Below are 12,166 nucleotides of genomic sequence, written 5' to 3'. Positions count from 1 at the left end.
TGCTTCGTTTGAAACTAAAGCGTTCCAACCTTATGTAGGTGACGGGTCGGCGCAAGTCCACCGTCCCGCGCAAGTTCTGAGGAAACCCCGCATGTATCTTTTTCTGGCCTTCCTGATGGTTCCGATCATCGAAATCGCACTTTTTATTCAGGTCGGTGGCGCGATTGGCCTGTGGCCCACGCTGGCCATTGTGGTCCTGACAGCGGTTTTGGGAACCTGGCTTGTGCGAACGCAGGGTAGGCTGGCATTGGGCCAATTGCGCACGTCTTTTGAACGGTTGAATGACCCCACGGAACCTCTCGCGCATGGTGCGATGATCCTCGTTGCCGGCGCGCTGTTGCTGACACCTGGATTTTTCACTGATGCAGTCGGCTTTGCATTGCTTGTGCCGCAGATCCGTATGGCCGTCTACCGGTACCTGCGTTCCAAAGTGACGGTTGCACGGTTCCAAATGGGTCCTGGGAGCATGCAGGGGCGCAATTACCCTGGTAGCCACCCCTCCGGTAGGCCCGGCGATATCATTGACGGCGACTACGAGGACGTCACTCGGGATAGACCGCGCAATGGCCCGTCCGGTTGGGTCGATGACAAGAGGTGAGCGGCTCGCGTGACACCCCGTTGAGATACGTGCGCCAAGCTGCTAAGCACAGGCGAAACATAGTTTAGGAGTAGCTTCATGGCCGAAAACGGCGCAACAGAAGGCGTGCAGCAGCCGCAAGTCCAGATGAATATCCTGGGTCAATTCATCCGCGATATGTCGTTTGAAAACGTCATGGCGCAAAAAGGCCTCGGCGCCGACGCTAAGCCCGATGTGAGCGTACAGGTTGCGCTTGATGCAAAGAAGCGTCAGGCTGAAAATCAGTATGAAGTCATGACCAAGCTGAACATCGAATCCAAGGACAAGGAGGGCAATGCTGTCCTGTTCGTTCTGGAACTGGAATATGTCGGCATCTTCAACATTGTCGGCGTGCCGGAAGACCAGCTGCATCCGTTCCTGCTGATCGAATGCCCCCGCATGTTGTTCCCGTTTCTGCGCCGCATCGTCTCTGACGTGACCCGCGACGGTGGTTTCCCGCCGCTGAACCTCGACAATATCGACTTCGTCGCGATCTATCGCAACGAGTTGGCACGTCGTCAGGCCGACGCAGCTGCCGCCGACAAACCGCAGTAAGCATCATACAGCGGCGTCCTTGGCCCGCTGACAAAAAACGCCGCTGGGAAACCGCGGCGTTTTTTGGCTGGCAGTCGCGCGGGCGCGGGGGGTCAGCTGCCGGAGCTGTTCCACAGTGCTCCGTCACCCATCTTCGCAACAAACGCGTCATGCGCCTCCTGTTCTTCTGCGGTAAGTCGTGCGGGCAGGGGTGTCGGCCTTGCCGTAGGGCGCCAGTCCTCTGTTATCACAGTCCCGCTGCGCGCCTTATCGCTTGATGCTGAAAGGCCGAAATCGGGCTGCCGACCACCAATCAGTTCAAGATAGACATCTGCCAGAATCTCGGAGTCGAGCAGCGCGCCATGCAACGTACGATTGCTGTTGTCGATATTGAACCGACGGCAGAGCGCATCCAGTGTCGCCGGCGACCCAGGAAAGCGCTTGCGCGCTATGGCAAGCGTGTCAATTGCCTGATCCATCGGCAGTTTTGGCAGGCCCATCCAGTCCAGCTCGGCATTCAGGAATTTCATGTCGAATGCGGCGTTGTGGATGACCATTTTGGAATCCCGCACGAAATCCAGAAATTTCTGCCCGACTTTCGAAAATACCGGTTTGTCGCGCAATGTCACCGCACCGGGTCCGGGTTGTTGTGGCGGTTCAAGAAGATCCGGCCCAATGCCGTGTACCTTGAACGCGTCCTGCGGCATGGAACGTTCGGGGTTGATATAGACATGAAAGGTTTCGCCCGTTGGCATGTGATTGAGCAACTCAACCGCACCGATCTCGACGATGCGGTCGCCAGAAAACGGATCAAATCCTGTTGTCTCGGTATCAAGGACGATTTCACGCATCTGCAACCTGCTTTCTGATCTGGGCAAGGATGGCGCGCACCTGATCGCGCGCATGGTCGGGCGTATCGGTCTGGATCAGAAAATCCGACCGCGCTTTCTTTTCCTCTATCGGCATTTGTTTCTGAAGGATCTGTTCAAATTGCTCAACCGACATTGTGCCGCGCTCCATGACCCGGCTGCGCTGCGTCTCAGCGTCGATCCACACGCAGGCCACCGCATCCATACCTGCGTCACCCCCGGTTTCAAACAGCAGGGGAATATCGAAGACCAGAACATCATGCGACGACGATGCTCTGAAAGCCTCGCGGTCAGCGGCGACAAGCGGATGCACGATTGCTTCGATGCGGGGCAGGGCGCTTGCATCGCCGGCGATGATCTCACGCAGACGTGCCCGGTCCACCCGCCCGCCGACGATGGCCGTCGGGAACAGCGCGCCAATCGGCGCAACCGCAGCTCCATCTGCATCGTATAGGCGATGAACGGCTGCGTCGGCATCCCAGACCGCACATCCTTCATCGGCAAAGATCTGCGCGGTTGCGCTCTTTCCCATTCCGATGGATCCGGTTAGCCCCAGTGCAAAGCTCATGCCAACGCGGCCTCACGTGTGGCTTCATCGACCTCCGGTCGTTTGCCAAACCACCGTTCGAACCCTGGTACTGCCTGATGCAACAGCATCCCCAAACCATCTACCGTGGTACAGCCGATATCCTCAGCCCATTGCAGCATTTCCGTCTTCAGCGGATTATAGACCAGATCGGTCACAACCGTGCCGGGGCGCAGGCCATCCAGCGGCACCCGCAGGCGCGGCTTTCCAATCATTCCCAGTGAGGTCGTATTCACGAGCAGCGCGGCCTGTTCGACGACGTTGCCAACCTGCACCCAATCCACCACCTGGATCCGCGATCCGAACTCACTGCGAAACTGGTCTGCCCGCTCCCGCGTTCGATTGCTGAGCAGGATCTCGGGGACGCCAGCTTCCAACAGGGAGGCAATCACGGCACGGCTGGCGCCGCCAGCGCCAAAGACGACCGCCGGACCTGATGCTGGATCCCAGTCAGGAGCGGATTGATGCAGATTGGTAATGAAGCCATATCCGTCTGTATTATCTGCCAGGATTGACCCATCAGGTCGGAAGATCAACGTATTGGCCGCGCCGATCAATGTCGCACGATCCGTCACCTGATCGGCGATATCCATGATCTTCTCTTTATGAGGAATTGTGACGTTGGCCCCAACAAATCCCATCATCGGCAGGCTGCGCACAACAGTTTCCAGCTGATCGGCTTCAACATGCAGCGGAACATAGTGACCGGCAATGCCATGCGTTCTAAGCCAATGGCCATGGACCAGTGGCGATCGAGAATGCGCCACTGGATTGCCAATCACACCAGCCAGAGGGATGCGTGCGTCGCTCATTGTTCTATCACTCCCTGCAGGGCCAAATAGTTGAGCAGCTCGAGGAGGGGTAACCCAAGAACATTGAAGTAGTCCCCTTCGATCGTGCTGAACAACCGCACCCCTTCTTCCTCAAGTTTATATCCGCCAACAGCATGGCGGATACTGTCCCAGTTACGCGCCACATAACCGCGAAGATAGGCATCCGAGCTGGACCGCATCCGCAATCGCACCTGCCCAACATGCCGCCACATCGGTTGACCATCGCGGTAGATGACCGCAGCGGACAATAACATATGTCGCTGACCCCGCATTATTTTCAGCTGCGCAAAAGCTTCATCCGAATCTTTTGGTTTTGATAACAATTTTCCATCAAACTCGAGCACCTGATCACAGCCCAATACAAGGGCCCCGGGATACTTGGCACTGACTTTGCGCGCCTTCGCTTCTGCCAGCGTATCGGCGATGTCCCGCGGCTTGGCCTCCTCGGCCAAGAGCGCGGATTTGATGGCCTCCTCGTCGATGCGGGCGGCGGCAACCTCGAAAGGAACGCCGGCCTGTCGCAGGAGCTGGGCGCGAATTTGTGACCCAGAGGCCAGAACGATGTGGGTAGACATGTGGAAAACCCCGTGGGCAAGAGTGTGATGGGCCTTGGACGGTTTGTATGAAATTTCGGCCATTTCGCAAGCCGTGGAGAACCTCAAAATCCCCATTTGCTTGCCGGCAGATTCGCCCTGAGAGGATAGGGATAACTTCCAAATCGTGGATATCTCAGTTGCTCCGGTTTCACCCCAAGCTTATCCCCACTTCAAACTTAGCTTACCGGCACAGTATTCCTGTTGTTTTTATGGCCTGCCGGCAAGAGTCATCATGTCGCTGGGGGTAAAGCTGGTAAGTTATCCAGAGCAGGGATAAGCCAGTGGATGAGTCAGTTATCCACCGTATTTCAGGTGCACTACTAAAACATCATCCTTTTAAAATACTTATATTTTAAGGGGAGAGAGGGAACCGAGAGGCCGACCATGGATCTGAGCGATCTACTGTTTGAAATTTACCCCTACGCCAAATCGCTGCACATCATGGCCGTGATCAGCTGGATGGCTGGTCTCTTCTATCTACCGCGTCTTTTTGTCTATCACGTGGAACAGGCGGAGAAGGTGCCAGAGAGCCTTCCGATTTTTGTCATGATGGAGGAGAAGCTGCTTCGTATCATCATGCGGCCCGCCATGTACGTCAGCTGGGCAGCAGGCCTCGTAATGGTGTTTACGCCGGGGTTGGTGGACTGGAGCGCTATCTGGCCCTGGAGCAAGGGCCTGAGCGTTCTGGGGATGACCTGGTTCCATCACTGGCTGTTGTTCCGTCACCGGGACTTCGCAAACGGGCAGAACACCCGAACCGGTCGCAGCTATAGGATGATGAATGAGGTCCCGACGCTGCTGATGGTGGTCATCGTCATATCAGTCATTTTCAAGTTCTGAGCGGGGGTTTGACTCAAACGGGAACAGCCCTTATGTATGCGCCCTAACGGGCCCGTCCGGGCACTCGTGTCTTCCTTATACCTATGACACCGCTCCCCAGTTAACAGGGGGAGAATAAAGGCCGTATATATATGACCGTTCAATCCCTGAACCTTTCCGATCTCAAGGCAAAAAGCCCCAAGGATCTTCTGTCCATGGCTGAAGAGCTTGAGATCGAAAACGCCTCCACGATGCGCAAGGGCGAGATGATGTTCCAGATCCTGCGTGAACGCGCAGATGAAGGCTGGGAAATCGCCGGCGATGGCGTGCTTGAGGTACTGCAAGACGGATTCGGTTTCCTGCGCTCTCCTGAAGCGAATTACCTGCCGGGTCCTGATGACATTTATGTCTCGCCTGACATGATCCGTCAGTATGCGTTGCGGACGGGCGATACCGTTGAGGGTCAGATTAAGTCGCCGCTGGAAAACGAGCGCTATTTTGCGCTGACCAATGTCACCAAGATCAACTTCGAGGAGCCTGAAAAGGCCCGTCATAAGATTGCGTTCGACAACCTGACGCCGCTTTATCCCGATGAACGGCTGAAGATGGAGATCGAAGACCCAACCATCAAGGACCGGTCTGCCCGTGTGATCGATCTGGTTTCGCCGATCGGTAAAGGTCAGCGTTCTCTTATCGTGGCACCGCCGCGGACCGGTAAAACGGTGATCCTGCAGAACATCGCGCATTCCATCGCGAAGAATCATCCTGAGTGTTACCTGATCGTTCTGCTGATCGACGAACGTCCGGAAGAAGTCACGGATATGCAGCGGTCGGTGAAAGGTGAGGTTGTCTCCTCAACCTTCGACGAACCAGCGACCCGGCATGTTGCCGTATCCGAGATGGTGATTGAAAAAGCGAAGCGTCTTGTTGAGCATAAACGAGATGTTGTGATTCTTCTCGACTCCATCACAAGACTTGGTAGGGCCTTTAACACTGTGGTGCCATCGTCTGGTAAGGTTCTGACCGGTGGTGTCGATGCAAACGCCCTGCAGCGCCCGAAACGATTCTTTGGTGCGGCGCGGAATATCGAAGAAGGCGGTTCGCTTACCATCATCGCCACCGCATTGATTGACACCGGCAGCCGTATGGACGAGGTGATCTTTGAAGAATTCAAAGGTACCGGTAACTCAGAAATCGTCCTTGATCGTAAGATTGCGGACAAACGCGTCTTCCCGGCAATTGATATTCTCAAGTCGGGTACTCGGAAAGAAGACCTCCTCGTTGATAAGGGTGACCTGGCCAAGACATTTGTCCTTCGCCGTATCCTCAACCCGATGGGGACCACTGACGCAATCGAGTTTCTGTTGTCTAAGTTGAAGCAAACAAAGACAAATTCTGAATTCTTCGATTCAATGAACACCTAATACCCGGGCCGGCACGAAAGGAAGGTTCCGATGGACACGATCTTTGCGCTGGCCTCCGCTCAGGGGAAGGCCGGCGTTTCGGTTATTCGATTGTCAGGTCCTCAGGCGATCAACACCGCTTCTGTTATCAGTGGCGGTGCTTTGCCGTGTCCTGGGCGTAGTCTGCGGGTGATTTCCGATCAGGCTGGCGCTCGGATTGATGAGGCATTGATCCTGACATTTGCCGGCCCCAACAGCTTTACCGGTGAGGATACGGTTGAATTCCAGGTTCATGGAAGTACAGCTGTTGTAACCGCGATGCTTGAGCTTCTGGGTAGATTCGATGATGTGCGCCTTGCGGATCCGGGCGAATTCACTCGGCGTGCGCTCGAAAACGGTAAGCTCGACCTTTCTCAAGTTGAAGCGCTGGCGGATCTTATCGAGGCTGAGACGGATGCTCAGCGTGTCCAGGCGCAAGCCGTTCTCGCCGGCGGCTTGGCAGACCTGGCCGAGCGGTGGCGCAAGGATCTCATTCGCGCAGCCTCACTTATTGAAGTGACCATTGATTTCGCTGATGAAGATGTCCCTGTCGATGTAACCGCCGAGGTTGCGGGGCTGCTCGCCGGCGTAGCTGCTGATTTGCAGCCGCAGATTTCAGGTGTTCAAATTGCTGAACGTATTCGGAATGGATTCGAAGTTGCCATTGTCGGCGCGCCGAATGTCGGAAAATCGACTTTGCTCAATGCGCTCGCCGGCCGTGAGGCGGCCATTACTTCTGAGTATGCGGGTACGACGCGTGATGTGATCGAGGTCCGGATGGATCTGGCGGGTCTCCCTGTGACGCTACTCGACACTGCCGGCTTACGGGAGACTGACGACCATGTTGAAGGGATCGGTATCAAACTTGCAAAGAAGCGCGCTCAAGAAGCAGACCTTCGCGTATTTCTGACCGACGATCCTGCTGCTATTGATATCGACATCGAGCCTGACGATATTGTGGTGGTTCCAAAAGCCGACCTGGCCGAAGAACATAAGGATGTGCTGGCGATATCTGGAAAAACCGGGCAGGGCGTCGAGGCTTTGATAGTGGCTATCACCGAAATCCTACAGAACAGGGCCGGAAAAGCTGGCATTGCAACGCGTGCGCGTCACAAGGAAGCGATGCGAACCGCATCTGATCGTCTAAACTCGGCGCAGATGATCTTAGCTGGTGGACCTGAATACTATGATGTCGCAGCGGAGGATATCCGGTCTGCTATCCGTGCTTTGGAGATGCTTGTGGGACGGGTCGGCGTTGAGAACCTACTGGACGAAATATTCTCAAGTTTCTGCTTGGGGAAATGAGGAGTGTTTCACGTGAAACATCCAGATTATGATGTGATTGTTGTTGGCGGTGGTCATGCCGGCACGGAGGCTGCACATGCAGCAGCCCGCATGGGTGTGAGGACCGCACTCGTGACCCTGACCGAGGACGGTATCGGTGTGATGTCCTGTAATCCCGCCATCGGCGGATTGGGGAAGGGGCATCTTGTCCGCGAGATAGACGCCCTTGATGGCGTCATGGGGCGCATTGCGGATAAGGCAGGTATCCAGTTTCGACTGCTGAACAGACGTAAAGGCCCTGCGGTTCAGGGACCGAGAGCGCAATCCGATCGTAAAATCTACCGCCTGCAAATGCTCGCCGAAACTCAGGATCAGTCCAATCTGGATATCGTCATCGGTGAAGTTGTCGACTTTCTTATGACCGGTGACCGCATTCAGGGTGTGCGTCTCGCCGATGATAGTGAAATATTCAGCCAGGCCGTGATCCTGACTTCAGGCACGTTTTTAAGAGGCGTCATTCATATCGGGGACGTCTCCAGGCCCGGCGGCCGAATGGGTGATAAGCCCTCAGTGCGGCTTGCAGAGCGGCTGGACAGTTTTGATCTTCGCCTGGGAAGATTGAAAACCGGCACTCCGCCGCGACTGGATGGTCGGACAATCGCTTGGGATAGACTTGAAGGCCAGCCTGGAGATGAAGATCCCACTCTGTTCAGCTTCCTGAGTAAGTCAATTTCAGCGCCTCAAGTGGTGTGTGGGATCACACACACCAATGAAAACACACATGATATCATCCGGGATAATCTTGCCAGATCTGCGATGTATGGTGGGCATATTGAAGGGGTAGGGCCCAGATATTGCCCATCCATCGAAGATAAAATTGTGCGCTTTGCCGATAAGACAAGCCATCAAATCTTTCTTGAGCCGGAAGGTGCGGATGATCATACCGTTTATCCAAACGGCATCTCAACGAGCCTGCCGGTGGATGTCCAAGAGCGCTACGTGCGCTCGATAGTCGGATTGGAAAAAACCGAAATACTCCAGCCAGGATATGCAATTGAGTATGACTATGTCGATCCTCGCGCGCTTGGGTTGGATCTAGCGCTGAAATCGCATCAAGGCTTGTATCTAGCCGGCCAGATCAATGGCACGACGGGTTATGAGGAAGCTGCAGCTCAAGGGTTAGTGGCTGGTCTGAACGCGGCGCGCTATGCCAAAGGAAACGATCCGGTCACATTCAGTCGCTCTGAAAGCTATATAGGCGTGATGATCGATGATCTGACAACCAATGGCGTAACTGAGCCCTATCGCATGTTCACATCGCGGGCTGAGTTTCGTCTTTCACTCCGCGCCGATAATGCTGATCAACGGCTGACAGGTATTGGCATCGAGTTGGGTTGCGTGGGAGAACGCCGCCACGCTGCCTTCTCCAAAAAAATGGAGAAGCTTAAGGCTGCGCGGGACGTGATGGATAGCCGTCAATTCACGCCAAAGGAAATCAACGAGGCCGGCGTAACTGTGAACCAGGACGGGAACCGGCGAACTGCCACGGATGTGCTGGCGTTCCCGAATGTCGTTTTTGAAGATATCCTGCGCTTGCTTCCCGAGTTGGAGCAGTGCGAGGAGCCTATTCGCCGACAGATCGAGCGGGACGCTCTATATGCGAATTATATCCTCCGTCAGAAGCGCGAGATCGAGGCGATGAAGCGCGACGAAGGATATCTTATTCCCGCTGATTTTACCTATGATTTCGAAGGGCTTTCGAACGAGTTGCGCGGAAAGTTGGAGCGATCAAGGCCTGAAACCCTCGCGCAGGCTGGTCGTGTGGATGGCATGACACCAGCTGCGCTTGCTTTGATCCTTGCCAGGCTCCGGCGTGGCAGTACTGTGACCCAGGGTAGGACCGCCTGAGATGACTGAAATGCAAATTGGAAAGTCATATGTTTCACGTGAAACATATGATCGCCTTAAGCATTATGAAAGTTTGGTAAAGAAGTGGTCTCCCAAGATTAATCTCGTAGCAAAATCCACTCTGGACAGTGTTTGGGACCGGCATATCGTCGACTCTATCCAGATTTGTGAGCTGACTGAATTTCCGAAGACTTGGGTCGATATCGGCAGCGGCGGCGGCTTTCCTGGGGTGGTTGTGGCGATCATTGCAGCAGAGAGGGCGCCTGATTGTTCGATCACGCTGATTGAAAGCGATCAAAGGAAATGCGCCTTTCTGCGCACGGCTATTAGGGAATGCGGCGCGACGGCAAAAGTGGTTTCTGAGAGAATTGAAAAGGTTCCATCAATCGGCGCCGATGTCATGTCTGCCCGCGCTCTGGCTGATCTGACGACTCTTCTTGGTTTTGCCGAACATCATCTTCATCCCGGTGGAATTGCCTTGCTTTCCAAAGGAGTGCAATGGAAAAAAGAAGTGGATAACGCGAGGAGCCAATGGCAATTCGACCTGAAATCTACTAGTAGTTGGACTGAACCCGAGGCGGTTATACTAGAAATCAGGGGAGTGACGCGTGTCTGATTTGTCCCGGCCGGCTGGGCCTCGTATTATTGCAGTCGCCAACCAAAAGGGCGGAGTTGGAAAAACCACGACAGCAATCAATTTGGCGGCGGCCTTGGTAGAAACCGGCTACAGGGTTTTGGTGGTCGATCTTGATCCGCAAGGAAACGCGTCTACAGGTTTAGGTATCGAAGCAGCCGACCGAACCCATACGACATATGATCTTCTCGTTGATGATGTCGCATTGAGCGATGTCATTCGAGAGACTGAGATCGAAGATCTTTGCATTATTCCTGCTACCGTCGATCTGAGTTCGGCTGATATCGAGCTTTTCACCAATGAGAAGCGCAGCTTCCTGCTGCACGATGCACTTCGTCAGCCGGCAATGGATGAATACGACTGGGATTATATCCTGATCGACTGCCCACCATCGCTGAACCTATTGACGGTTAATGCTATGGTAGCTTCGGATTCGGTTCTCGTCCCTTTGCAGAGTGAATTCTTTGCGCTGGAAGGGGTATCTCAGCTGATGTTGACCATCCGTGAGGTGCGTCAAACCGCCAATCCCAATCTTCGTATTGAGGGAATTGTCCTTACCATGTTTGATCGCCGGAATAATCTGTCTCAGCAGGTTGAGCAGGACGCTCGCGGTCATTTGGGGGAGTTGGTATTCGAAACGAAGATCCCTCGTAACGTACGTGTCAGTGAGGCGCCGTCTTATGCGCTGCCGGTGCTGAACTACGACACAAACTCGCTTGGGGCGAATGCGTATCGCGCCCTTGCAGAAGAACTGATTGCGAGACATCAGAAACTCGCAGCCTGACCACAGCTGGAGGCGCAGTAATGTCAGAAAAGAAAAACAAACCCAGAGGATTGGGAAGAGGCTTGTCAGCTCTAATGGCGGATGTGAACCCGGAACCTGTTAGTACAGAAAAACAGGCAGTCAGAAGCACCGAAGTCATGGTGCCGATCGAAAAAGTAATCGCGAACCCGGATCAGCCGCGTCGCCAGTTCCTACAGGAGGATTTGGACGATCTGACGGCGTCAATCAGGGAAAAGGGCGTATTGCAGCCGCTGATCGTGCGCCCGCGCCCAGGCGGTCAATACGAGATTGTTGCCGGCGAACGTCGTTGGCGCGCCGCGCAAGGCGCTCAGCTGCACGAGGTCCCAGTTATTATTCGGGATTACTCGGATGTCGAGATGATGGAAGTCGCCATTATCGAAAACATTCAGCGGTCCGACCTGAATGCGATGGAAGAGGCGCAGAGCTATAAACAGCTTATGGATAAATTTGGCCATACCCAGGAGAAAATGGCTGAGGCATTGGGGAAGAGCCGTAGTCACATTGCAAATCTCGTCCGGCTGTTGCATTTGCCGGATGATGTTCAGACCTTGGTTCAGGAGCGCCGCCTTTCGGCCGGTCATGCTCGTGCTCTGATCACCTCAGACAACGCGTCAGAGCTCGCCAAGAAAATCGTCAAGGGTGGTCTGTCGGTTCGCGCAACTGAGGCTCTGGTGAAGAAGGATGCAGCGGGTCTTCAGGCTGCGACCTCTCGCTCGGCGAAGAAGTCTGCAGAGAAGGATGCCGATACCCGTGCGTTGGAAGCTGATCTATCAGCTGCCTTGCGTATGAAGGTGTCGATTGACCATCGTGCTGGTGGCGAGAGCGGGGTTGTATCTATCAGCTACGCGTCTCTGGATGAGTTGGATGATCTTTGCGGACGTCTCAGCCGTTAGGGCGCGTCCAAATAAAGACCATCACTGCGCTTAGGACAATGGCCTGGATGATCAGGACATGTGAAGGGGCAGATAGTAGAATGGATAGGCTGAAAACGGCGGCAACCGATAGGGTTGCCGCTTTTTTTGCGGCCGGGCGAATCGCTCCTCTTTCGTGCCAGTCCTGAATCATGGGGCCGAATAAGCGGTGACTGATGATCCAGTCATGCAGGCGTTCGGAGGAGTTGGCAAAGAAGAAGCTTGCAAGAAGAAGGAAGGGGACTGTCGGCAGAAGTGGGAGGGCAACACCCAGTAGCGCCAGGCCAACACAGAGCATTCCGAGCGTGGCGTATAGAACCCTCATTCGA

At 54.7% G+C, this 12,166-nt stretch carries 14 protein-coding genes; 9 read left to right on the top strand and 5 right to left on the bottom strand.

Annotated elements, in window-relative coordinates:
- Nucleotides 1-91: 91 nt before the first annotated feature.
- Together VWY75_RS13980 and secB are read left to right on the top strand one after the other, a co-directional pair.
- Nucleotides 92-598: an FxsA family protein gene (locus VWY75_RS13980; protein WP_340547110.1), complete on the top strand. Its 507-nt coding sequence runs from the start codon at nt 92-94 to the stop codon at nt 596-598.
- Nucleotides 599-676: 78 nt separating this feature from the next.
- On the top strand, nt 677-1,171 hold the full coding sequence (gene secB / locus VWY75_RS13975; protein WP_416538463.1) for a protein-export chaperone SecB: 495 nt from the start codon (nt 677-679) through the stop codon (nt 1,169-1,171).
- A gap of 92 nt (nt 1,172-1,263) precedes the next feature.
- Here the strand turns inward: secB and dnaQ are convergent, their stop codons facing one another.
- Genes dnaQ through VWY75_RS13955 form a run of 4 tightly spaced genes read right to left on the bottom strand, consistent with a single transcriptional unit; the run spans nt 1,264 to nt 4,013 of the window.
- A complete protein-coding gene (gene dnaQ / locus VWY75_RS13970) occupies nt 1,264-2,001 on the bottom strand; it encodes a DNA polymerase III subunit epsilon (RefSeq protein ID WP_340547112.1) in 738 nt (245 codons plus the stop codon).
- Complete coding sequence (coaE, locus tag VWY75_RS13965; protein WP_416538462.1) at nt 1,994-2,587, bottom strand: dephospho-CoA kinase; 594 nt, start codon at nt 2,585-2,587, stop codon at nt 1,994-1,996. Before coaE ends, dnaQ begins: the two co-directional genes overlap by 8 nt.
- Nucleotides 2,584-3,417 carry a shikimate dehydrogenase gene (locus tag VWY75_RS13960; RefSeq protein ID WP_416538461.1) on the bottom strand — a complete coding sequence of 278 codons (834 nt, stop codon included), beginning with the start codon at nt 3,415-3,417 and terminating at the stop codon, nt 2,584-2,586. The genes coaE and VWY75_RS13960 overlap by 4 nt, the downstream gene beginning before the upstream one ends.
- Complete coding sequence (locus tag VWY75_RS13955; protein WP_340547115.1) at nt 3,414-4,013, bottom strand: Maf family protein; 600 nt, start codon at nt 4,011-4,013, stop codon at nt 3,414-3,416. The genes VWY75_RS13960 and VWY75_RS13955 overlap by 4 nt, the downstream gene beginning before the upstream one ends.
- 405 nt (nt 4,014-4,418) lie before the next feature.
- On the opposite strand from VWY75_RS13955, the gene VWY75_RS13950 reads away from it, so the two are divergent.
- The 7 genes from VWY75_RS13950 to VWY75_RS13920 all read left to right on the top strand — a co-directional run bounded on the left by VWY75_RS13950 (nt 4,419) and on the right by VWY75_RS13920 (nt 11,819).
- A complete protein-coding gene (locus VWY75_RS13950; RefSeq protein ID WP_416538460.1) occupies nt 4,419-4,874 on the top strand; it encodes a CopD family protein in 456 nt (151 codons plus the stop codon).
- A gap of 131 nt (nt 4,875-5,005) precedes the next feature.
- On the top strand, nt 5,006-6,277 hold the full coding sequence (rho, locus tag VWY75_RS13945; protein WP_416538459.1) for a transcription termination factor Rho: 1,272 nt from the start codon (nt 5,006-5,008) through the stop codon (nt 6,275-6,277).
- 30 nt (nt 6,278-6,307) lie between these two features.
- Entirely contained in the window at nt 6,308-7,600 is a 1,293-nt protein-coding gene (gene mnmE, locus VWY75_RS13940) for a tRNA uridine-5-carboxymethylaminomethyl(34) synthesis GTPase MnmE (RefSeq protein ID WP_416538458.1), read from the top strand.
- A 12-nt stretch (nt 7,601-7,612) separates the two neighbouring features.
- Entirely contained in the window at nt 7,613-9,487 is a 1,875-nt protein-coding gene (mnmG, locus tag VWY75_RS13935) for a tRNA uridine-5-carboxymethylaminomethyl(34) synthesis enzyme MnmG (RefSeq protein WP_416538457.1), read from the top strand.
- A gap of 1 nt (nt 9,488) precedes the next feature.
- Entirely contained in the window at nt 9,489-10,103 is a 615-nt protein-coding gene (gene rsmG, locus VWY75_RS13930; RefSeq protein ID WP_416534342.1) for a 16S rRNA (guanine(527)-N(7))-methyltransferase RsmG, read from the top strand.
- Nucleotides 10,096-10,905 carry a ParA family protein gene (locus VWY75_RS13925; protein ID WP_340547121.1) on the top strand — a complete coding sequence of 270 codons (810 nt, stop codon included), beginning with the start codon at nt 10,096-10,098 and terminating at the stop codon, nt 10,903-10,905. The genes rsmG and VWY75_RS13925 overlap by 8 nt, the downstream gene beginning before the upstream one ends.
- 20 nt (nt 10,906-10,925) lie before the next feature.
- The gene (locus tag VWY75_RS13920) at nt 10,926-11,819 is read left to right on the top strand and encodes a ParB/RepB/Spo0J family partition protein (RefSeq protein ID WP_340547122.1); all 894 of its coding nucleotides are present in this window, start codon (nt 10,926-10,928) and stop codon (nt 11,817-11,819) included.
- On the opposite strand, the gene VWY75_RS13915 is transcribed toward VWY75_RS13920, so the two are convergent.
- Nucleotides 11,809-12,162: a YbaN family protein gene (locus VWY75_RS13915; protein WP_340547123.1), complete on the bottom strand. Its 354-nt coding sequence runs from the start codon at nt 12,160-12,162 to the stop codon at nt 11,809-11,811. The genes VWY75_RS13920 and VWY75_RS13915 overlap by 11 nt on opposite strands.
- Nucleotides 12,163-12,166 lie beyond the last annotated feature (4 nt).

The organism is Phaeobacter sp. JH20_08, from assembly GCF_048056635.1.
GTDB lineage: Bacteria > Pseudomonadota > Alphaproteobacteria > Rhodobacterales > Rhodobacteraceae > Phaeobacter > Phaeobacter bryozoorum.
Note: the sequence above shows the minus strand (reverse complement) of the source record. Positions and strands in the feature narration are given on the sequence as shown.